Here is a 22,285-nt window from a genome sequence, read left to right as displayed (position 1 = left end):
GCAGTCAGTTTTGGGAAAACATCACGTTTACCGCATGACGACCTAAAACCTGTTCCAGGCTCGCGTTGTCGTCCACACGGCCAAGGCGGGTGTATGCGTATGTCGATTCAAAGGTTGAATAGAAAACAACCAGGGTATCCGTGCCATACAGCATCAGATCACCCGCGTGTATCGTTCCCGGTTTGCTCGCATTGGTAGGCAGAGCTCCAGGAAGGCTGGCGTATTTTTCATTGCTGTTGAGATCGCTCATCTCCAGCGTTAGTGGCAGAAGCGTGACAAACGTACGAGCGGCTGCGTTGTCGGCCAAGGTGATGGCGAAGCGTTGTTCGCCGACTGTCATCCACATGCGAGATTTCTCCGTGATCGTGATCGTGGACGCCGACGCGGCATCATTCATTAGGATGTAACTGCCAAGCACGAGAGCTGAATACAGCACGCCAGGCCAACGAAATGGCCGCTTGCCCCAGCCTTTGCGCTGCTCGGCATTTGCGGCGGGGTGAATGCTCCCGGTCATAACCCGTCTCCTGGATCGTTGCGTGGTTCAAGCAGTTCGAGAGGGAGTAGCGTGTGACGTCAGTACGGTCACCGCTGCACCCAGCAGCAGCACTAATGCACTAGCGACAAACGTGCTCTGATAGCCGTGACTATCGAACAGCATTCCACCCACGGTTGAGCCCAGAGCAATGGACAGTTGAATCACGGCTACCATCAGGCCGCCGCCAGCCTCGGCATTATTTGGCATGGCTTGTGCTATCCAGCTCCACCAGCCCACAGGGGCCGCAGTCGCCAACAGCCCCCATAAGCCCAGCAATGCAGCAACAACGATGATCGAGTAGCCAAAAGGGATCAGAGCCAGAGCGATCAAGGCCATCAAGACCGGAATGACTATCAATGTCTGGAACAGGCCGCTCCTCAGAACACGGCCGATGATCAGGGTGCCGATAAAGCCTGCCGCACCGATCACCAGCAAGATCAACGACAACGTGGATATATCGACGCGCGTTACCGTTTCAAGGAAGGGCCGAAGGTAGGTAAATAGCGCAAACTGCCCCATGAAGAAGGCCCCACAACCGACCATGCCCAGTGCCACTGATCGATTCTTGAACAGTTTGAACACATTCCCGGAGCCTGGTTTGCGCGGCTCCACCGGCATGGGCGGCAGGCTGATGAGCATCCAGACGAGCGCAATTGCCGCGACGGGCACTACACAGAAAAAAGCCCCGCGCCACCCGATAATGGAGCCCAGATAACTGCCCAGCGGTGCGGCAACTACGGTAGCCAGCGCGTTACCGCCATTGAAGATGGCCAACGCCTTCGGCACCTGCGGGGCGGGTACCAAGCGCATGGCTGTCGCCGCGGACATCGCCCAGAAACCGCCAATGACCACACCGATGAGCGCACGGCCGACCATGTAAGTTTGATAGTCGGGGGCCAGCCCGACGATCAAGCCCGAGACAGCCATCAACCCGGCCAGTGCCAAAAGTAGCAGCTTGCGATCAAGGGTTCTGGCAAGCCACGAGATCGACAGGCTGGTCAGCACGGCAAATGCCCCGGAAATCGCAATGCCTTGCCCGGCCATCCCTTCGCTAACCTGAAGATCAACGGCCATCGGCGTCAGCAGGCTGACAGGCATGAACTCAGAAGCGATCAGGGCGAAAACACACAGCGTCATTGCAAAGACACCGCTCCAGTAGGCAGGAGCCTCGTTGCTGGTTGAAACAGTGGCCATCGGGGCCTTGCGGTTAATTGTATTCATACCGGTGATGGTGACGAACGAATACTCACGCGACTAGCTAATGAATACTTAACGAGGCTATAAGATCAGCTAATTAATGGCTGTAAAAGGTTCTGCATATCATGGTCAGAGGAAACCTCAACGATCTGCTTTCATTCGTGACAGTGGCGCGCGAAGGCAGCTTCACCCGTGCCGCCGGGGTACTGGGCGTTACCCAGTCGGCACTGAGCCAGGCCATCAGTGGTCTGGAGGCGCGTCTGCAAATCAGGTTACTGACGCGCACCACCCGCAGCGTCTCGCCGACTGTCGCGGGCGATCGACTGCTGCAAGCGATCGGTAATCGCTTCGATGAAATCGAGGCAGAGCTGGATAATCTGACGCAAATGCGCGACAAGCCTGCGGGCACCGTACGTATCACCTGCGGCGATCATGTTCTGCGCACCACGCTGCTACCCAAGCTCACTGCGCTGCTCCACGAATACCCGGACATCAACGTTGAGTTCGACGTGAGTTACGGATTCAGGGACATTGTGGCGGATCGTTTTGATGCAGGCGTGCGCCTGGGTGACACCATCGACAAAGACATGATTGCAGTCCCGATAGGCCCGCCATTGCGGATGGCTACTGTCGCGGTGCCAGGGTACTTTTCCAGCCGTGGCATTCCCGAAAACCCGCGCGACCTGATGAACCATAGCTGTATCAACCAGCGTATGCAGACATCTGGCGGGCTCTATGTGTGGGACTTTGAGCAGGGAGGCAAGCAGGTAAACGTGCGTGTAGACGGCCAGCTCATTTTCAACACGTCGAGCCATATCGTGGATGCGGCCTTGGCCGGGCTGGGCATTGCGTACCTGCCAGAAGAGGAGTTTGATCCGCACCTGCGCGAAGGGAGGCTGGAGCGGGTGCTGGAAGATTGGTGCCCACCGTTCTCTGGCTACTATTTGTATTACCCCAGCCGTCGACAACCATCACCCGCCTTTACGCTGGTTGCCAATGCATTGCGCAAAGCTGGGTAGAGGGGACGGACTTCTGATATATGGGCACTATTTTCTCTCTGGAAAATTAGACGCGCAGAAAAATTTGGCTGCATCGTGCACTATTTTTTCGAAGCGCTCAAATGAGTGACGAGTGAGCAGCGTTTTGATGGTGGGCTGATAGGGTTTAAAGAAAATAAAGACCTGCGAGCAGGCCATGATGGCCTGCTGCAGTAATATTCAGGAGTAGCAAGGGCAATAGTGTTTTTTGTTTTTGTAGAGTCCTGGGTCGCTACTCTCTTGTGTTGCTTTATTGTTTTTAAACTGCGCTTCGGCAGCTCTCGCAGCGCCATCCCTTATAACTTTCGGATTTCTCAAGCGCTGTAACCAAATCACGACCGCCTATACTATTTTGGCAGTTGTTATGTTTTTCATTTGGTTGTTTTATCCCTTCGCATTGTTTTTTCAGGAAGGGGTTTACCACCGCTTGCTGCCTTGACGAAAGTGCTCTAAACCCCTTGTCTACAGCTAGCTGGGCGAAGCTGTGTACGCTTGGCTTTTCACCTTGAAATGCGTTCTGCGCGATAAGGGCCGAGAAAATCTCTCGCTCGATAGTCATTCGTTAATCCTTTATTCAATCAACAAGTTTGCTCATGTTTTTTCTTGTTCTGAGCAATGCGAAAGCATACGTTACCATTGGGTGTGGTTTTATTGAACTGGGTTTCCATCCAGCTATAAAAGGCAAGGCTTCTCATTTTTGGTCGGTAAATATTGGTTTTTTGGTGTTTAGAATATTTCAATAGGCCTTTGTTGCAATTTATTTCTTGTTTGAGAGAGTGAGGAAGTTTCGCTTTGCACTTTGATGAGGTCGTGCGCCGTGGGAGACTCCTGTCTGTCGCACTAAATTTAAAAATGACGATACTGCTTATGAAGTTCTATAAGTTCCGCGACTCCCTGTTCCGGGCTGTCGACAAAATCTCCACGGCAGGTACTGTGTGCGAAGCGACCTAAACGGCCTTGACTAACTAAATGGGGGGCGAAATTCTCAAGTCTCCACAGAAGAGGCGGTACGTCTGTGGCTAGAGGCTGAGTCTCTGGTCGAGTCGGTTCGGGAGTGCCAACACAAAGCCTTCAGCGATGAGGGCGCTACTCATCATTTAATCGGATGGATCCGCTCAGGATGAATTGCCCCGACTTTCCTGGACGCCTTTGAGCGGCTGCTTTTGGCCGATTTCTGCCGGTCAGGAAAGGCCGCTATCGACCCGGAACAGCCCTTGAGGTCTGTTTGTGGTCACCCTATGCTATTGGCATTCATGGAGGATTCTGACTGATGGCACGTATAAGTTTGATACTGACCCCCGGCTTTGCAGACTGGGAATATGCTTTCATCGCTGGAACAGCGTCCCCATTTTACGGTATCGACGTCAGATTTTTTGCACCGACCACGGGGCAAATCAACTCGCAGGGGGGACTGGCTGTAACTATCGATAGTAACTTGCAACAATGTCTGGACTGGAAACCGGACGTTGTTGCCGTCATTGGGGGAATGGTTTGGGAAAGTGTAGAAGCACCTGATATTCGAGACTTTCTTCATGCTAGTCGTTCAGATGGCGCGACGATTGCTGGTATCTGTGGGGGAACGCTGGCACTTGCGAGGGCCGGGCTTCTCGATGATATTCCTCATACCTCGAACAGCGCTGACTTCTTACAAGAAAACGCCGTAAGTTATGAAGGGCACGCGCGCTATCAAAACAGTCGAGTCGCTGTGGTTGCAGACCGTATCATAACTGCTCCAGGCCCTGCCCCCGTTAGCTTCACCTGCGCAGTGTTCGAAGGTGCCGGGCTCTCTTCAGAGATAATTTCCCAGTTCAGGTCAATGTTAGCAGCGGAACATAAAGGGGATATTTCTGGTCGGTAAGACGCTGGAGAAATAACAAAAAGGCTGAGTGACGTTTCAAGCGACATCGTTACTCGTTGTCTAGCAGTGTTAGGCGTCGTTACACGAACACGTGTTGCTGGAGTTCCGTATTTTCTGGCGCTGAGTAAGTTCAGCTTGAATGGGGGGGGCAGGGGTTTGGCTGCGTTTGAGGTGTCTTGATCTTTGGTACGTTGGCAGGACGCCAGGGGAAGGGGTGAAAATCGAGAATTGCGGAGTGGTCTGAATTTTTGCGGTGCAAAAAACAAAGGGCCTGCACGAAGAATCTCATGCAAGCCCTTGATTTGTTTGGTGCCCGAACCCGGAATCGAACCGGGACGCCCTTACGAGCGGGGGATTTTAAGTCATCTTACCCGTCGCCAGCATACAAAAGCAGTTGAGCGCTGAGGCCGGCTTTTGCCCGTACTTATAGGCTTAAAAACTTGTTAAAACAGTAACTTACGGACATTCTTAGCTGCATTAAAGAGCGGGTGAAAGCTGAGCTCGGCAGGCCTGGAATGGCGAAAGCTACCAGCAGAGCTCCCACGCCAGCTCCCAAATAGCTCCCAAGCCGGCTACCAATTTTAAGGTGCTGCATACCAAATCGCAGACAGCAAAAAACACCAAGGTCTCGGTAGACGCTGGGGACAAATAGGGGTGTTTTTTGATTGAGCGGGATGAAGCTAGATGGTGCCCCGAGCCGGAGTCGAACCGGCACACATTTCTGCGACGGATTTTAAGTCCGGTGTGTCTACCAATTTCACCATCGGGGCTGATGTTGCGGTAAAGCAGGCGACGATTTAACCCCAAAACAAAGTCAAAATCAATCACTTAACCAGGGAAACGACGTGTTATGGCCTTGAAAATTAATTTTACTAAGTCCACGCTGGACGACCTGACGTGCCCGCAAGGCAAATCCGACATCCTAGTGTACGACACGGAAATCAAAGGTCTGGCGATCCGGGTCACCAAAGCAGGCGGTAAAACTTTTTTTGTGGTGCGCAAAATCAAAGGGCGAGACCACAGGATTAAGCTGGGTGCTTTCGACAAACGCACTACAAAAATTCCGATGATTCGCGACGAAGCCCTGTCGGTGTACACGAACCTGGAAGCGATGCTGGAGGAAAAAACCACGAAAGACTTGCAAGAGGAAGTGACTGTCGAGAGCGCATTCGAGGACATGCTGATCGCAAAAGCGAAGCTCACTGAGTGCACCATCGACGACTATCGCAAGACTTTTAAAAATCACATTGCTCCAAATTTGTCCGGCAGGCCTTTGCGCACAATAGCCGCTAAAGATGTGACCGCCCTGCACGCAAAGGTGACTAAACCGTTGCCAAAAAAGGATGGGACACTTGGCCCGCCACGGGAGAGGACGGCTAACAAGACACTATCCCTGCTCGGCTCGATCTTTTCGTTTGCCATAGCCTTTTACGATAGCGGCTCAAAAAGGCTGGTTGAATACAATCCAGTTGACATCATGACTACGCTAAAAATCTGGCACGAAAATAAGCGATCAAAGATACGCATAAATCCTAATGAGCTTGGGGGGTTTATTGCAGAGTGCCTAGCTATTGCTGATCAGCAGCCGATGCGAGATGTGCCAACATCTTTTAAAACCGTTTCAGCCGCTGTCCTCTTTATGCTTTTTAGCGGAGTGCGGCCAGGGGAGATTGCAAAAATTCGCAAGACGGATATACACCACCCGACTAGATCAATCATCTTTTCGGCGCGGACAAAACTCAACGAACTTGACTCCCTGAAAAATGGAGAGGAATTTCACTTGGTACTAAGTGACAGTGCGTATTGCCAACTCCTTTATGCAATGAAGCACTCAATAAGCGAATACGTCTTCTCCGGAGTTTCGCAAGAAAAAATCAGTGAATCCAGTGTCAGGGATTTTCTGATTAGAGTTCAGAAAAAGGTTGGTACAAGCCTACCCCGGAAAATTATGCGAGCTAGTTTTATCTCGACAGCTCAAAAAGCTCGTATTGGTCAGTATTATACTAAGGTTCTATCTAACCATGGTGGGAAGGGACGATCCGTGGATGTGACGGATGGGTATAAAACCGATTATCTCTCGGAAATCAGGAACGCAATTACACTTGTGGAAAGCGATATTCATACAATGTCTAAAATTGGAAAAGATGTTGTTTGCCGAGGATTGCTGGAAACTTTGGCCCCGCTCGATCAAAAAGCAATGGATCAGCTGGTAGCACACTCCTAAAAAAACCATCTAGACTAACTTAGTCACGCCTTAGATTATTCCGCGCGCTCAGTTGCTAAATCACTCTGCCATACTGCGAATCCGCAATCATATATTGCGACATCCAACCATGTCCGCACTCTCCCTCTGTGAATCCGCACTCACTTACTGCGAAAATACTCTTATATAGTGCGAGGTAGCCAATACCCGCACTCCCATACTGCGATTTTGCACTCACCCACAGCGAACATTCATACAACCGAAAATACATCACTATATTTTCGAAAATACTTCCACCTACTACAACTCCACCGGCACAATAATCTTGTATCAGTAGATAGCCAGTTGTGTCTGTGGCAGGCAATAAGCGACTACTCACATCCCTTCGGGTGTTGCGTTGATAAAAGCTAACCAATAAAAACAATAATAGGTAAGCCAAGATGAAGAACATCGAGAAGCAAAATAAAGAAACCCGGATAACTTTTAGACTTAACAAGTCTGAGTTAGATACCCTGAATTCCAAAATGAACGAGGCAGGCTACAAGTCCGCAGGTGCCTTTATCCGTGACTTCGTTGCTAACGGTCATGTAAAGCCCAAGGTCACCCAGGATGTCGTCCAGATCGCCAGGGAGCTCATGAATCTCGCATCGCTGATCAACGCCGACCGCCCCGGCAGTGAGCTCCTTGAAAAAGTGAAGTACATCGCCCAGGTAAACCTCGGGGGTGTTCAATGATCGGCAAGATTTTTCCGAAGTCAGCAGGCTCTTTCAAGAACCGCATTCGATACATCTTCGGCTGCACAAAGCACGACCACGGGATCAGCGGAATCCGTACGATCAGCTTCAACACCATGAGCAAAGATCCACTGCCAGGCGTCCTTCAGGGTAACGAAGCAGACCTCGCGGAGATTATCAAAGAGTTCGACCAGATTGAGACCCTTCGCCGCTTCTCAATCGACTCTGAGAAAGCCATCAAACCGGTCTTCCACGCAATGCTGTCCCTGCGCCCCGGAGAGTCCCTGACAACTCCACAATGGCGTCAGGCGGTCACCAAATACATGACTGATCTGAGCTTTGACGAGACTAACCAGTACGTCGCTGTAATGCACCAGGACAAGGATCATCAACACGTCCACATCGTCGCAAATCGCATCCGGCTCAATGATGACTTCTCCATGGTCAGGGACAGCAACGAACGCTCAATCAGCCTGGAGTCAGTGTCGGGTATCGAAGACCGCTTCAACCTGAGCAAAGCCCCTAAGCCGAAGGGCACCTGGGGCGTCTCGATCACCCATGCCGAGCTCCAAGCATCGATTCGCGACAACGACCTGCCTTTGAAGCACAAGATGATCACCAAGATCGCTGGAGCTATCGAAGCCACGAACGCCCAGGATGGCGACATGTTCGACTTCGTCCGGGCGCTGAGAAAGCAAAAGGTCTACATCAAACTGACGCTGAACGACGATGGCCAACCCAAAGGGATCTCGTTCGAATTTGACGGCAAACACATCAGTGGTAGACAGCTCAAGCGCTCAAGATTGACTTGGCACAAACTAACTACACAGGAAGGAATACATTATGACCCCGAAACCATTTCAGAGCTTCAGGTCGAAATTGTTCGAAGAGATCAGGACGAACATCAAAGATCTGAGCGACTCCGGTACTTCTACCTCCTATTCGAAGGCGGCGCGCGACGAATCCCGATCAAAGTCAAATCAAACAACTGGAGACTCGACAGAGACGTCAAAGCGATCCTAGAAGCCCTGGAAATGCTGCTAGGTATCGATCTGACCTTAAAGGGCGCTAACAACAGGCCATCCAAGTATTATGTCGAGTACATCCCAGGCCAGCCTCTGGTTCTACCCGCCAAAAAGCCAATGGAGTACGAGTTTGATTCACTGCATCCATAATGCTCGGTTCGTTATTGGTGATGGCGTACCCGGTCAACGCGTTGCTGGGTACGTTTTCAGCCTTCAAAGTGGCGATGACTACATCCAAACGCAACCAATCCAAGATCTAGGAAAACGTAGGTGAGCTTTTTGTTGAAGACAAAAGCTGGCAGCACGCACCAGACCGCCGACTTTAAGTACGACGATGCGCGGTGTCAGGATTGCAGGGGTTTCGATCATGTCGTAGCGCGTGACATCGACTGGTTCGAAAGACGATTTCTTCCATTGAGCCGCAGATCCAGCAGCGTAAAAACTCTCAAAAAAAGTGTCTTGGATCATGGTGAGCCGGCCAGCACCGTTAGTTGGCGCGCTGATGTCGACAGCAGTAAACTGATTTTTTCGACTTTTTGAGCCGGCCAGTAGAGTTGCTCGACACCACCTACGCTCCATTTCACCCGTTTCGGGGCTTCGGTTTTTATCTGGTAACCTTTAGCTGCCTTGATTTGATCATGGCTCTGTGAGTTGGCATGGCTTATTTTAATACAGCCTTTTTATCGTCACTTTGCGTAGGCTAGCCAAGCAAGGATCATGCCCATTCAAGCGGTTATTGGACAACCTCATGATCGCTATCGCCCGCTTTCCGCTACGTAGCCTCCCGACGAAAATCTAGCTCGATCGTCCAAGTGTCCGCGGCCTCAACAATTTTGGTCGCGCTAATGTTTATGGGTGCAGCGCTGTCCGTGAGCGTCTAGACAGGTCACCTTCCTAGTCCCAGCGTTAGGCTGGCAGAGTCTGGGTATTTGATTGACGCTAATTAGGCCAGTTTTTGCCGCAGATCATGAGGGGAGGCTGAGGAGGCGGTGACGAAAAAAACGGTCGATGGTGGCGAATCAATCCTGAACTACGGCCTTCATTAAGTGTGTCCGGCTGAATCTGGAATGGATGGCAGAATGTACTGGAGTAGCTGACTGGATGGCCGTGAGAACGATATTGAAACTCAACCTGAAACTGACGTGCAGTAGAGCAGAGTGGAGCAACCAGCTGATACGCTAATCGATTGTCCCGGGGCAGAGGGCACCGCTACATCTGTTCAACATAGGTTCGCCAGTGAGGCTGTCCTCAAACCAGACATTTTGATGGTGTGCCGATTCCCAAAATCTAGACGTAATTATCCCAAAAAATTACCGCTTTCATTTGAGATCAAAAGATAAGCTAGCCGGCCTGCGGCCGAATAAGCGATTCTCTGAAATCCAGCCCATGTACAAGTTTTAGGAAAAGCACAAGGAAGATGAAAGTTGATTTCTATAATTTCTGCAGTTTTATATTGAAGTGCGTTCAGAAAGAGAAGAATGGTTTGCTTTTTAAGTATTTTAAAAACAGCTAAAAAAGTTGTCAAGGCCTCAAAATGATATATTTCTAATTCTAATTTGACAGTATTGTGGGTTTTTAGTGATCTACCGAGCAGTGGATGTGATATTGGCTGATTATTGAATTGTAACAGGGTGTGTTTCGCATGATATTGATTTGATATGAAGTCCTTAATGAGGGTTAAGGCATGATGCAATGATAGGGTTTTTGACGAAGAATCCTGTATTTATAATTCAGGCAAGGAGAGCCAGCGGTATAGTGCTCCCCCCGTGAGTATTCAATTTATGCATGGCGAGTAGAGGATGCCGCGAACACTCTTAACCCCCGGGTAAGCGCTGCCGGAATGTTTTTTGATAACTCGCCATGATTAAGTTATGAGGTTGACTATGTCTGGGGTTGAATCAGCACTCATCTTGACGGTTTGAATCGCCCCGGGTTCTTTAGACCCCCTGAAAGCTCATTGCGTAACGCTTTTCAAACTCTACCGGCAACAGCTGATTGTTGAAACCATGACGAAGTTTCGCGTTGTAGAAAATCTTGATGTAATAAAACACATCACTACGTGCATCTTCCCGCGTGGTGTAGATTTTCCGCTTGATCCGTTCCCGCTTTAGAAGCTGGAAAAAGCTCTCGGCCACGGCGTTGTCATGACAGTTGCCTCGACGACTCATGCTGGCAACCAAATGGTTCGCTTTTAAAAAACTGCGCCAATCCGAGCTGCTGTACTGGCTGCCTTGGATGGAGTGAACCATCACCTTGTGTTTCGGTTTACGCCTCCAAACCGCCAACAATAACGCATCAATTGCCAAATCACCGGTCATCTGCGACTTCATTCACCAGCTAACAACCTGACGAGAAAACAGATCCAGCACCACAGCCAAATACAGCCAGCCCTCATACGTACGGATGTCGGTGACCCAAACTTTGTTGGGTTCTCTGACATCGAACTGGCGCCTCAGCAAACTGGGTGCGGCGACCGCTGGCTTACCGCCGTACTTTCCAGGACTACGTCTATACCCTGTCCAAGAGCGCAGCCCTTCAAGACGCATAAGCAGTGAGCGATAGCCGGTTCTGATTCACACGCGGAGGTGCGAAAGTGGCAGCCGCCCTTGGGCACAGGGTTACTAGTTTTCCGTGCATGCGCGGCGGGAGGCTTGGGGGATGGGATGTCGCATCCCGACAGTTGCCCCTTGGTGAGCATGCGTGAGACCTCATCGAGTAGAATCCAACAGTGCTGCCTAAGAGTGGCCGGCTGTGGAAGCCACCGCTAGAGCTAGACCGCGAGGTACTTAGACTCATTGACTGGCGGCGGATCCAGAATCTGAATGCCAGATTTTATGAACGGTTGAAGCAGCCATCCCTAATTTTAAAGATGTCTGCTTCTGCGTCATTCCTTCAGCTTTGCAGGCAAGCACAGCCTGAATTCTATCTGCCGGGATAGGTCGCTTGCCGGCTTTGCCTGTTACTAAACCACCGCCTTCGAAATGGCTCGGTAAACCAGAGAGAACCCCTAGCGCTTCAAGCTTGTTCATCTCTGCCAGCAGACGGGCATTGAACGAAGTGAGAGATTCTTGACGCTCGTAAATGGATGCCATCGCCAATAAAGCAATGGGGTCGACTTCCAGTCGCGCGCTGATGCGCTCGAGCATGTCGAGTGTGATGTTGGTCTTCGCGTGCTCGACATTGTGCAAATGCCGTGCTTCCACTGCGCCACCTAGTTGCTCTTGAGACAGACCTCGAGCAGTTCTGATCGAGCGTAGGATCGCTGCCAGCGTTGATCTCGAAGGCATGGGTGCTTCCCGTAAAGGGAAGGATAAGGCCACATTGAACAATTCATATCCATGTAATATAGTGCGTAATTGTGAATTTCAGGTGAGTAGCTACCACCGCACTGCACTGGCGCCGATGGTTGGGCTCCGTCGTCAGCAGCGGTTTAGTCCATATTTGTCAATTTAAAGGAATTATCGCTGAGGTTGGTTGCTTGCGAACTTGGGCGCCGCCTTTCGAATTGCAGCACCGCAAACGAGGAAATCAGCATCATGTTTATTTCAGATGAGTCTTGTATGGTCGGCTTACCGGGCTTCCCTGGGCCTGGCCGCACGGCTTGGCGGATGATCGAACGAGACACCGAGGATTTCTGGTATCACGTGCGCTTTCGCATTTGTGAAGGAGCAAAGCCTCGGTTCAAAAAAATGATGCCATCAGACCCTTCGATGCTGACACACCTACTCTCGCAGCAGAGCCCAGAGCACAAGATTGAGGTGGTTCAGATTGTGACTCCCCCTTGCATGAATGGGAGTCCTTTAGAGCGTATGGAAAAGTTGATCAGTGCAATCGTCGGCTACGACAGAAGCGGTGAGTGCGTACTGCTTCATAAAGTCGATAGCGGAGCAATCTACAGCAGCTCGCCCGGCGTGATCGACGCATGCCTGCTCAGAAATATTCGAACGATCTACGACGCCATGACTGCCGCCGGGAAGCATTTCCATTGCACCAACTATCAAACCCCGAATCGCTCCGCCACTACAACGGCAGCAGGTTAATCCATGAAGCTACAAATCTATTCAGACCTGCACCTCGAGTTCGCTCGGTTCGATCCCGCCCCAAGCGACGCGGACGTAGTAATTCTCGCCGGCGACATTGATATCAAATCGCGGGGCGTGAAATGGGCAAGCGAGGTTTTTCAATGCCCAGTGATCTATGTATGCGGTAATCATGAGTACTACGGCGGGCACATAGGTCACACACTGCGAAAGATGAAAGACGCTACATTGCCCCATGTGCATGTACTCGAAAACGAGATGCTCATTCTCGATGGCACACGCTTTTTGGTCACAACTGCCTGGACGGATTATTCGTCTACGGGTGATGTGGTTGCGGCAAAGAGAATTGCTTGGGATTCGATGAACGATTTCTTGACTATTCGAGCCGACTTGGATTACAGGCGCTTGCGTCCAGACGACCTAGTCGCTAAGTCAATGAGAGCTCACCTATGGCTAACCCAAGAGCTTAATAGACCTTTCGACGGCAAAACAGTGGTGGTCACACACCATGCACCAGTGTTGGATCACCTGGGTGACGATCACCCTGGACATCTGGCTGCAGCGTATGCGAACGATTGGTCAGAGTTACTTAGTAAGCCTGATCTTTGGGTTTATGGGCATACCCACGTTGCGGCGGACTTCTTAAAGGAAGGGTGTCGAGTGGTGTCCAATCCACGCGGTTATCCGGGGCAGAATACGGGCTTTGATCCTGATTTATTGATCAAGCTTTGATTGTCAGTGATTGGCTATTGGACACGTTCGCGTGGCTGGCCGAGCTCAACGGGATGGAGGATTTTTGATGGTGACATTGGAAGAGGTCTCGCAACTCTTGTACGGCGCTGGAGAGGAGGTTGTCGGCTGGGAAGGCTCACAAGAAGACTTGATCTCTTTGGCTGCAAAGACATTCCCAGGCAAAGCATTCTGTGTGGTGAAACAGTGGATCTTGATCGACCTCACTGTGACGCCGGTTGAAAGGGAAAAGCTTACGAGCCTCGGTCTATTTCCCATGACGCTTTTCGCTCACGAAGTCGTGCTTGACAGTAAAGGTCGCTTTCAATCCGGTATGTGGGTACGCAGTAACTTCGGAAAATCCTTCACTGAAGGCTGCATGTTTGAAACCAACAGTACCGTCTACCTTCTTTTAGGTTCAGGTCTGAAAAAAGAGGCAAGCATTGGCGCTGCTTTTTCCATGAAGGCCGGGTAGGCAACGGTCAGCACAAATACATAATGACCCTTTTTGGAGCTTTGGCCGGATGCCTGAAATCATTGAAGTTGAATTTCATAGTAAGTATCTCAGTGATTTTCAGCTGAGCCGTCTTGTACAGGCAAGTCTTCGAAAATACACCGTGGCCATTACGGCTTTTATCAGCGATGCGGTGATCATAGACAACAGGTGCCTTGGCGTGTTCTTCGATCACCTTCAGGAAGACGAGGTGTATCGAACAGCCAATGGCGGAATCATTTGCACGACAAAAATTCATAGGGCATGGAAAGAAGGACGCTTCTGGCTTTTGGAAACGGGGGAGGGAAATTACCTTGTTGGTAGCTTCAAGCGCGGCGGTGGGCGACGTAATTTTCTTGAATTGATTCGATGGGGTGATCGTCTCAAATCAGAAGATTGAATACTTAATCTCTGGCGTAGTGGCGGTATGACTGCATGGCAGCTGATGAGCGCTGGATGGCTATTACGGTTTTGATCAGCAGCGCTCCGAGTTAGACGTGTGGAGCGCTTCAAACTGCCGCTATCCAGTGAAGCCCATTTTTTCATCGGACGGATTCACAGTTAGCCCTTCTTCAGTAACCGAACTCGTTCAGCAGTTTCTGCAAAAACTCACGTCTCCGTTGGACAATGCTTAAAATGAGGTGGTCACGATCGGTGTCTCTCGTTGATAAGTGCCCAGCGTCCACAAGGCCATGGATGTAGCCTTCAGCTCTGCCTCTAGCTTCGAGCAACGCCTCTGCTGAAGTGCTTTTGTAGATGTCTTCCGCGATGATCTGCCACCGCTTCATTTGACGCCGACCAACCGGGTCGTCCGAAAATTTTGGGGCGTTGATCAGTGTATTGAAATCGTTGTGTACGGTGGCTGTGCTCAAGTTGGGTTCTCAGAACAGTGATGTCTGAGCTGAAGTTATCATGCGCACACTATATCGCCTGCTGCTGGCTGGTTTTTTGTAGGCGCTGACGCGAAGGGCCGAATTTAATGTTGTTACACGCTATCGGTGGCGTCTTTGAGCTTTGTGGAGAGTACAGGCAGTACTATGTAACGAGTAAATTCTTAGCTAGGAGTTCGATATGGGATACCTCAGCCTAGAGGACATCTACCCCGACGACCCCAGTTATTCGTTAGCCTTCAACATCTCTATGTCCATAATTTTGATACTGACTACGATGCCTGCGATTCTGCGGTTGGCTCTTTCATAGCCGTAGCAAGTCCTATCCGACCAAAAGCGGGCGTATGACTCAGGGTGAAAGAGAGCTATCCCTTTAGAATGAGGGACATATCTGGATATTTAGCGCACATGAAATCGACGAATGCGCGAACCTTGGGAGCAGTAAGGCGCCTGGATGTATGCAAGACCCAAAGCCTTGGTTCAACACCCAACACCGTGCCCCACTGAACTAACTCCCCACGCGCAAGCTGGTTCCAGGCAATGGACTGTGGAATGAGGGCGGCGCCACCACCGGCAATAGCCGCATCGCGAACCATAAGTAGCGAAGAGAACCGCAGCTTTGGAATCGGCTCCAGGATCAACTGTTCTCCGTCGAGACTCCAATGCGTGGGCTGGAAGTTCGAAAGCACATTACGGCTGTCTCATTTGTCCTGGGCCTTACCAAGCTGTCCGCTATCCCAGGCTTCAGTGAGCTCGTCTATTCGATCTGCAATCTGAGGCGTTTTTGATAGGACAAGGCAGCGTGTATTGCCGACAAACTCCTCTATCAAATACACCGCGTCGCCGACGTCTAGCTCCAATTCCTGTAGCGCCTCATCGGGAATTCGGATTGCACCGTCACCATCCCATTCTTCGATCATGATTTTTATCGGTGGCTTTCTCACGTGTGGTCTCCATAGCTTAAAGTCGGCAATGGTAACGTGCTTTGCGTGCAGGCTCAGAGCGCGGCGAGCAGCTGTTCGAGCCGTTCACGCTCCCTGGAACTCATTAGCTCGACAGGATCAAATCCGTCGCGCAGCCAGAGTTCAAGTGTTCCGACTCTACCATCAGGCGACCTGCAGTACTCGCAGTAGTCCAGGGTGTCACAGTCATTTAAGAGTGTGAGTCGCCAGCCATCAATTTCCACAGCCATGAGGCCGTGATAGATCTCGCTCCAGGACTGCACGGATCTTCGTGTCATGATGCGTTTACCGAGTGCGACGTCCGTCAGTATCTGGCAGACCTTGCGGGCGGTGAGAGGGGAGGTTGTGTTCAAATCATTCTGAGCTTGAGTCATTGCTTGCTAACGCTAAGTTGCGGTGTGGAGTGGCGTCAATGAAGAGGTCGCTCCTTCGGGCCAAAAGAGGCCGGGCCTGGAAGATGAATCATTGCGGGCCGACAATCTGCTTTCTGTACTCGCCAAGGTTCGCCACCCAGTTACGCGAGATCATGTGAAGCTTATTGGCAAGGTCACGGCAGCACTCAGGTGTGAAGAATGGCGGCAAATCATCTTGCGCACGGACATACTCAAGAATGTTGCCGTGGCACAGGGTGTGCCGAACCCTGACGAGTTCAACATTCTGGCGGGTAGGCAGATTGGCTTCGAAATCTTGCTCACCTGGAAATGCTAAGGCGTCGATTGACATGCCGTTGGCCCTAGCTTGGCGCAGCAGTGAGTTACTGAGCAGCGAGATATCGTCAACGTTGTCGATTCGTGCAGGGATCTTCACTTGAGCCATCGTATTGCGAAGCGAGCCCTCGATTCCGGTGAGAAATCCAGTGCAAGCTGGCAGGTAGAGCTCATGCTTCAGCGCGTCATACGCCTGGATGAAAAGCCAATGACTTTCTGCGCCCAGCGAATGTTGAAGCCAATAGCTGCGCTCGTCGAAGTCCGCACGCTGTCTTCGCAGAAAGTCCTCAAGCTGATATTCGTCGCCAGACAGTTCATGGGGGGCAGTCACAATGGTTACCTCATTACAGCAGATTAGAAAGATGACGGGGCCTGAATCCCCGCAGCAGAGCTAGAAATCTACACCGGACGCTCGGGACAGGACGTCATAGTGTGTTTGCGTTGGAAATCCATTGCAGTACCTCATCGACACCTGCGCGATTAGCCTTCGCAAGCAGAGTCTTGCCAATCTTAAATGGCGCTTCTTCTCTACAGCGTTCTGCAAACCGGACGAAATTCTTATCCGCCGATATGATGACTTCCGCGTCAACCAAGTGCGTCGCCAGACGAGAGTCGCCCGGCGTGCCGGTGGTGACCTTGTGCCATGCTTGAAGAAACTCGAACGACCCGCGTAGCCATTGCCGCGGGACCGCTGCGGGATCGAGTTCATGCAGCCATAGCCGATTCATCGACTCGGTTGATGAAAGCATGGCGGGCACGTCAATCTCGCTGTCGAGCCACTCTCTGATCGCACTCTCGTAAATCTGCAGTTCGGACTTGAACATATGCAGGCTGGGCACGCGCCAGTAGTGCACAGGCTTTCCCGTCCAGCCTGGCGTGCCGGTTTCTGGGATGTGTCCGACATGCTGTAGATGTGTCTCACTGCCAGGCCTGATTTTCTTCAGCCGTTCTCTGATGGCGAATGACTGCTCGACAGCCAGGTTCTCTTCTTGCTCCCGTCGAACGCTTTCATTCGTTGGAGGGGAATCAATCTCCCTGCGTGCACGATCCCAGAAGCCACCGGTACGCCTTACCCAGTCATATCTGACTCGGTTGAACTCCCTCATGTTCGGCTTGGCTATGACCCATTCCGGCCGCAGCCTGATTATCTCTGCTTTGACCTCAGAGCATTCGCTGAACACCTCCGGCATCAGGCGCTTCCAATCATTTTCTGTAAGAAGCCGGATTACCTTACGGCGGGCGTCCGGCACCGGCAGTTGCTGTACCTCATCCACCACAGCGGAAGAAACGACAATTTCAACTCCTGCTGCCCGGGCGCGCATGGCAAGTTCGCTGCCAGCATCCTCATTTGCGATGTAACTCCAGATGTTTGTATCCAAAAAAAATCGCATCAACGCTGTCTCAATCCTGAAAAGTAGTAAGCGTATTACGCTGTGAAGACTGTCAGATTTTGGATCAGCGCAGGTCAAACATCCATTGGAATGCTTCGACTGCGCCTAGCTTTCCGAAAGCAGGTTTGCGTCGCCTAATCACCTAGCTGAAGCCATGCCCTGTGCCACTTGTCTCTTCAGTACATCCGTCAAACAATTCATGTCGTTGGTAGTGAGTTTCACAGAAGATCGACCTCGTCGGGCTTGAGCCATCCTGCCTCGATTACTCGCTGCTTAGCTATCCCAGGCTGAGCGGTGTAAACCACAATCGCGAGACTTTCTTCGGCCCGGCTGCACGTGACATACAGCAGGCGACGAGTGCGAGCCAAGGAATCATCTTTGCCCTCGTGTTGATTTTTTACGTCGCTGTCAGAAGCTGGTTTGACACCCAAGAGCTTGTCGTAACTGAAAAGGAAACCACCTGCCTCTTCGTCATTGAGGATGACCATGACTCTGGGGAACTCCAGCCCCTTTACACCCTGGTGCGTGTCGAAGGGGGAAAGCCCATCGGTATAACCAGCGAACGCAGCCATTTCCGAGAAGGGACGCCCTAGTAGAGTCTGGTATGCATGGGTTTCTAATGCATCACGATCCGATGTGTCTGGAGGGGCATCAGTCGTAGCGCCCAGCGATAGAGCTGCTACAAGTCGGTCTGGGAGATCCAGCAGGCCTGTTTGGAGTAGGACTTGAGCGACGTCTCCTATCAGGGGGTCGTTGTCATTGAATAGTTCACACAGCGTTTCAGTAGCGTCTCCTGCTTTCTCAAGCAAGGCTAACTGGTCAGGCACCTCTTTCATGGATTTAGGGTCGAGAAGCGGCGACTGAAGCCGCACAGCTTCCATGAGACTGAAATCGTTCATTTTGGTAGCTTGAAGAATAGGGGCCACCCGTTCGAAAAACAGTTTCAAGATTGGCAGTGTTCCGTCCAACAGCCCGGTTCGTAGGTGCTCAACCCCATACAAAGGTGTGAACACACCCTCGAACCCCATTCGACGTCCGGCCATCTTGTGTTCAAGGATGAGGGTCTTTCTTCCATCCTTACCAGCTGCCCACTGAGTATCGCCGGTGATGGCTGCCATGCGCTGTGCTATGTCTTCCTCCAACCCGAAGCTTTGACCTGGTGTCTGTTGGGTGCAAAACATTCGAACCGTGCCTTCTATGGCGTCCGGCTTTGGCTTCTGCTGATGATTGTCTGCGCCCGCACGGATTACATTGATAAGATCAACAACCCTTGTTGGGCAGCGACGGTTCATACGTTTTTCGGGCACCGCCCAATCTGGAGGGATCGCTTCCTCCAAGCGCACCTTCCCATCGTTGTAGATGCGTTGCATGGTATCGCCGAGAAGCCCGAGACAGAAACGGTCAGGGATGAGGGATTGTGCTCGCAGAAAAGCATCCATGAGAGGCCCATAGGTATCCTGGCTCTCATCGATCAAGAGTACAGGGTGCAAATCCGCCATAATATTCAGCAATGGAGGCAACTGGATAAAAGCAGCTGCCATTTGAATGACTTCACTATGGTTTAGGGCTTGCCTACCGCGATTGTCGCCGGTAGGGCTGTAAATGAATGTGGATATCTCATCCAGGGAATCGAGGCGACGAGCTTTGCTATCCCTTGAAGCTTGATTTGCTAGAAATGTCTTGTTTTGCCCTCGAGCCTTTCCAAGCTTCTCATTGAGCTCACCAATGTCTTGGGTGAGCTTGACCCGAAGCCACTCACGAATGTCATCATTGAAGCCCTGAATCATCCGCCAAGAGAAGGCGTGAATGGTTGACACAACCACCAGTGGGTCGTGTTCAAGACGGCGGGTAATTTCCTCGGACGCCGCTTTGGTATAGGTGATGATCGCGATTTGGCGTCCTTCAAAAGTCAGTCGTTGCCGTTCCCTATTCTTTAGAATTTTCACGGCTTCGACTAACGAATGGGTTTTTCCAGAGCCAGCGCCGGCGTATAGGAAAAAACTCTTCGGATGGTCGAGATTCAGACAGTCCTGAATGATCTGATCGGCATCTGGAACATCATCCATAGTAGCTTCCGGCTGCCGGCTCATGGTGTCACCTCGACAATCGCTGAAGGGATGACCAGTAGCTCTTTGCTTTTTCTTTCGAGCTTGGACTGCAACCACGCCAAGCCTTCATGGATGTAAGTAGGCACCGTCAACTTGGCGAAATCAGAATCGCCGAGAACGTGTAGTGCGAACTCTGCCTTATCACCATCCTTGAGTTTGGTGAACAGCTCTGTGCCAAGCTCTAAGGATGTTTCTGCTTCACGTAGCGCCTTGGCGAAAGATCGCATCAGCCCGCGTCCCGCTTTGTTAGCAAAATGCTCTGTGTTGCTCAAGACAAGGCTGTCTTCAAAGGTATTTGGTAATGCTTCGACCTCTAGCCCAGTTTTGGGTAAGCGGACAGTAATGGGCGTCTGATAAGCGATCCTGATCGAAAACAGCTCGTCAATTTGCTGAGCTTTACTGTCGGAGGTCAGATCCAGTAATGAGTCCACATCATGTCCAAGGCCTGCTGCTCGCATCCAATGGCGCACGGTTGGGTTGTTAGTGGTTTGGCCTTTCTTCCGCTCGACAGGTTTGCCGATCTGTAGGAGACCCGCGTCCAAGTCAGTTATCACCAGAGTGACAATACCCAACGCATCGATCAGGGGCCGGAGCCGATGCGCGTGGCTTCCCCCAATATCCAAAATGGTGATGTAGCACTGGTCTAGGAAACGAAAGTGCTGCCTCAAAAAATGTGGAAGCATCATGCGCTCAGCGGCCCCCTCAACAAGGATCACCGCATCCGCAAAGAACAGGTCGGCATGTTGGGCCCGAAGGTAACGGGTAACGAATTCCTTCGTTTGATTGGACTCGCCGAACACTGTACTTAGGTTCGAAACGGTAGAGACTGGGATTGATATCCCGGCCATGCCGGACGGAAGTCTGCGGAAGTATCTCAAGTTTTCGTAGTCAATCTCATGAGCTACGTGGCTGGAATGGGAACTCACCATCAGCTGTGTCCTGAGGTTCGGATACTTCACTAGCAATGGGTCGCTGCACAGCACATGGTAGGCGTGTTTTATGAATGCTTGCTGAACCTGGACGTGTAGGTGGGCCTCCGGTTCTTCGATTAGAACCAAATGTATAGGCTCAACACCAGTAGCGCTTTGCTCTTCAGGGCTTCTGTACTTCTTCAGCCATTCATCTCGAAATGCCATCAATCGGAATATCATTGAGATGAGGTTCTGGTAGCCGAGCCCGTTGGACGTCTCCGGAAGCCTAAGAGGCGGTGCTCCAGGGGCTCCTCCAACGGAATCCAATTCAAACAGCACCGCTGCTTCGTGGTTCATCCCGTCCGTAGGGGCGAGGCGGGTGGAAACTCGGATGGATGGGTCGGAATTATTCGGATAGCCCAAGCCGGCGACTTCCTTGAGCGCAGGCGCGAAGCTCGTGCTCAAGCGAGTGTCAAAGGCGGTTTGAGCTGCCTCAATTGCTCTGAGTGCCTCCAAATCTGAAATATCTGGGCTATCGCCTGGATCGAGATGCCTGCTGTAGTACGCTCGCAATTGTTCCGAGAGCTTCCTGCCCGATCCATGTCCTCCCTCTAGGACGCCTTCGTCAGCGCTGTCACCAAAGCCGCGTTGAGCATTGATCTCGTGGACTCGAATCAGGTCTGTTAGGGGATTGCGCTCGAGTGGCGTTGCAGTGGCCGCAAGCGGTTGCGGGTTAGCTTTACGAGTTGCAGGATCTGGAGCTTTTAGCTGGCCTGGATCAAGTCGGTACCATCGGATCTTGAAGGTTTTACCGATTCGCCGATTCAGGTAATCATGCAAGCTCTGCGGCCAGAGCGGAAGCGATGGTGGCTGCGTACCTAGCGCTGCCTGTTTTTGAATTTCCTGCTGAAGCTCCCTCACTCGTGCCCGCTCTTTGCGGTAATCGACAAACAGCGTTGGCATATCATCTGGTTCCAGCCGGAACCGCATACCGACATGGCCGCCTTTCCAGGCGAAGTTCGGTATGAGATCTCGGATGTGATGAAGCTCGCCCTGAGCTGCTTCAAGCCAAATATCTAGCGTTGGCAACCAATCAGCCCATTCATTTGCGACTGGGATGGGGAAGCTATCATCTGCAGCCTCCCAAGCTTCACCAATGGCATCGATTGTGGCGAGATGGCTCAGAGTAAGATCTTGCAATCTGAAAATCGACGCTTTCGAAAGTAGGAACTTGCGCAAGGCCAGCATCGCAGATGATTTGCCACTGTTGTTGGCTCCAACGAGGAGTGTGGTCTCGGCTGCGAGGTCGACTCGTACGGATAGGAGCTTGCGGAAGTTCGCGATTTCCAGATGCTGAATTTGCATAGTCTCTTCCCTGATGACTGCTCAACAACGGAGCGTCCGGCTGATAGATGCTGGAACTCTAGCTTAGCCGGCCCGGCACTCCAATCGCCGTGGTGGTATT

Annotated in this window: 20 protein-coding genes, 1 tRNA gene and 2 pseudogenes; 9 read left to right on the top strand and 14 right to left on the bottom strand. The window is 51.5% G+C overall.

Going from position 1 to position 22,285, the window contains the following annotated elements:
* Nucleotides 1–4: 4 nt before the first annotated feature.
* Together RGV06_RS03305 and RGV06_RS03300 are read right to left on the bottom strand one after the other, a co-directional pair.
* Nucleotides 5–514, bottom strand: coding sequence for a cyclophilin-like fold protein (locus tag RGV06_RS03305; protein WP_322149353.1), 510 nt, complete (start codon nt 512–514; stop codon nt 5–7).
* Between the two features lie 27 nt (nt 515–541).
* Nucleotides 542–1,729, bottom strand: coding sequence for an MFS transporter (locus RGV06_RS03300; protein ID WP_322151821.1), 1,188 nt, complete (start codon nt 1,727–1,729; stop codon nt 542–544).
* Between the two features lie 128 nt (nt 1,730–1,857).
* Between RGV06_RS03300 and RGV06_RS03295 the strand changes: the two genes are divergently transcribed.
* A complete protein-coding gene (locus RGV06_RS03295) occupies nt 1,858–2,751 on the top strand; it encodes a LysR family transcriptional regulator (RefSeq protein WP_322149352.1) in 894 nt (297 codons plus the stop codon).
* Nucleotides 2,752–3,028: 277 nt separating this feature from the next.
* Here RGV06_RS03295 and RGV06_RS03290 read toward each other — a convergent pair whose 3' ends face one another.
* Nucleotides 3,029–3,328 carry a hypothetical protein gene (locus RGV06_RS03290; RefSeq protein ID WP_322149351.1) on the bottom strand — a complete coding sequence of 100 codons (300 nt, stop codon included), beginning with the start codon at nt 3,326–3,328 and terminating at the stop codon, nt 3,029–3,031.
* Between the two features lie 711 nt (nt 3,329–4,039).
* Between RGV06_RS03290 and RGV06_RS03285 the strand changes: the two genes are divergently transcribed.
* Nucleotides 4,040–4,627, top strand: a complete 588-nt coding sequence (locus tag RGV06_RS03285; RefSeq protein WP_322149350.1) for a DJ-1/PfpI family protein — start codon at nt 4,040–4,042, stop codon at nt 4,625–4,627.
* A 685-nt stretch (nt 4,628–5,312) separates the two neighbouring features.
* Here RGV06_RS03285 and RGV06_RS03280 read toward each other — a convergent pair.
* Nucleotides 5,313–5,397, bottom strand: a tRNA-Leu gene (locus RGV06_RS03280).
* A gap of 80 nt (nt 5,398–5,477) precedes the next feature.
* Here RGV06_RS03280 and RGV06_RS03275 point away from each other — a divergent pair.
* The 3 genes from RGV06_RS03275 (at nt 5,478) to RGV06_RS03265 (ending at nt 8,739) form a co-directional block, all read left to right on the top strand.
* The gene (locus tag RGV06_RS03275; RefSeq protein WP_169916582.1) at nt 5,478–6,851 is read left to right on the top strand and encodes a tyrosine-type recombinase/integrase; all 1,374 of its coding nucleotides are present in this window, start codon (nt 5,478–5,480) and stop codon (nt 6,849–6,851) included.
* Between the two features lie 419 nt (nt 6,852–7,270).
* Complete coding sequence (locus tag RGV06_RS03270; RefSeq protein ID WP_169916583.1) at nt 7,271–7,564, top strand: plasmid mobilization protein; 294 nt, start codon at nt 7,271–7,273, stop codon at nt 7,562–7,564.
* Nucleotides 7,561–8,739: a relaxase/mobilization nuclease domain-containing protein gene (locus tag RGV06_RS03265; protein ID WP_169916584.1), complete on the top strand. Its 1,179-nt coding sequence runs from the start codon at nt 7,561–7,563 to the stop codon at nt 8,737–8,739. The genes RGV06_RS03270 and RGV06_RS03265 overlap by 4 nt, the downstream gene beginning before the upstream one ends.
* A 78-nt stretch (nt 8,740–8,817) precedes the next feature.
* Here RGV06_RS03265 and RGV06_RS03260 read toward each other — a convergent pair whose 3' ends face one another.
* The 3 genes and pseudogenes from RGV06_RS03260 to RGV06_RS03250 all read right to left on the bottom strand — a co-directional run bounded on the left by RGV06_RS03260 (nt 8,818) and on the right by RGV06_RS03250 (nt 11,876).
* Nucleotides 8,818–9,057, bottom strand: coding sequence for a hypothetical protein (locus RGV06_RS03260; protein ID WP_169916585.1), 240 nt, complete (start codon nt 9,055–9,057; stop codon nt 8,818–8,820).
* Between the two features lie 1,469 nt (nt 9,058–10,526).
* A pseudogene (locus tag RGV06_RS03255) lies at nt 10,527–11,138 on the bottom strand (IS3 family transposase); the annotation flags it as partial.
* 243 nt (nt 11,139–11,381) lie between these two features.
* Nucleotides 11,382–11,876, bottom strand: coding sequence for a helix-turn-helix domain-containing protein (locus RGV06_RS03250; protein ID WP_262372321.1), 495 nt, complete (start codon nt 11,874–11,876; stop codon nt 11,382–11,384).
* Nucleotides 11,877–12,125: 249 nt separating this feature from the next.
* On the opposite strand from RGV06_RS03250, the gene RGV06_RS03245 reads away from it, so the two are divergent.
* From RGV06_RS03245 to RGV06_RS03230, 4 genes are all read left to right on the top strand, one after another.
* Nucleotides 12,126–12,629: a hypothetical protein gene (locus tag RGV06_RS03245; protein ID WP_169916586.1), complete on the top strand. Its 504-nt coding sequence runs from the start codon at nt 12,126–12,128 to the stop codon at nt 12,627–12,629.
* A gap of 3 nt (nt 12,630–12,632) precedes the next feature.
* On the top strand, nt 12,633–13,361 hold the full coding sequence (locus RGV06_RS03240) for a metallophosphoesterase family protein (protein ID WP_169916587.1): 729 nt from the start codon (nt 12,633–12,635) through the stop codon (nt 13,359–13,361).
* A gap of 67 nt (nt 13,362–13,428) precedes the next feature.
* Nucleotides 13,429–13,833, top strand: a complete 405-nt coding sequence (locus RGV06_RS03235) for a DUF6957 family protein (protein ID WP_169916588.1) — start codon at nt 13,429–13,431, stop codon at nt 13,831–13,833.
* A gap of 49 nt (nt 13,834–13,882) precedes the next feature.
* Entirely contained in the window at nt 13,883–14,251 is a 369-nt protein-coding gene (locus RGV06_RS03230) for a hypothetical protein (protein ID WP_169916589.1), read from the top strand.
* Between the two features lie 172 nt (nt 14,252–14,423).
* Here the strand turns inward: RGV06_RS03230 and RGV06_RS03225 are convergent, their stop codons facing one another.
* The 7 genes and pseudogenes from RGV06_RS03225 to RGV06_RS03195 form a co-directional block, all read right to left on the bottom strand.
* Nucleotides 14,424–14,723, bottom strand: a complete 300-nt coding sequence (locus RGV06_RS03225) for a hypothetical protein (RefSeq protein WP_169916590.1) — start codon at nt 14,721–14,723, stop codon at nt 14,424–14,426.
* Nucleotides 14,724–15,106: 383 nt separating this feature from the next.
* A pseudogene (locus RGV06_RS03220) lies at nt 15,107–15,430 on the bottom strand (LysR substrate-binding domain-containing protein); the annotation flags it as partial.
* Between the two features lie 12 nt (nt 15,431–15,442).
* On the bottom strand, nt 15,443–15,685 hold the full coding sequence (locus tag RGV06_RS03215) for an AbrB/MazE/SpoVT family DNA-binding domain-containing protein (protein WP_169916591.1): 243 nt from the start codon (nt 15,683–15,685) through the stop codon (nt 15,443–15,445).
* Between the two features lie 480 nt (nt 15,686–16,165).
* Nucleotides 16,166–16,741, bottom strand: coding sequence for a hypothetical protein (locus RGV06_RS03210; protein ID WP_169916592.1), 576 nt, complete (start codon nt 16,739–16,741; stop codon nt 16,166–16,168).
* 94 nt (nt 16,742–16,835) lie between these two features.
* Nucleotides 16,836–17,801 (bottom strand): PIN domain-containing protein, encoded by a 966-nt coding sequence (locus RGV06_RS03205; protein WP_169916593.1) that lies wholly within the window; start codon nt 17,799–17,801, stop codon nt 16,836–16,838.
* A gap of 218 nt (nt 17,802–18,019) precedes the next feature.
* Entirely contained in the window at nt 18,020–19,891 is a 1,872-nt protein-coding gene (locus RGV06_RS03200; protein WP_322149349.1) for a UvrD-helicase domain-containing protein, read from the bottom strand.
* Complete coding sequence (locus tag RGV06_RS03195; protein WP_169916595.1) at nt 19,888–22,185, bottom strand: AAA family ATPase; 2,298 nt, start codon at nt 22,183–22,185, stop codon at nt 19,888–19,890. Before RGV06_RS03195 ends, RGV06_RS03200 begins: the two co-directional genes overlap by 4 nt.
* Nucleotides 22,186–22,285: the final 100 nt, after the last annotated feature.

It is taken from the genome of Pseudomonas sp. CCI3.1 (assembly GCF_034313985.1).
In the GTDB taxonomy this organism is placed as follows: domain Bacteria; phylum Pseudomonadota; class Gammaproteobacteria; order Pseudomonadales; family Pseudomonadaceae; genus Aquipseudomonas; species Aquipseudomonas psychrophila.
This window is presented reverse-complemented; position numbering and strand designations above follow the sequence as displayed.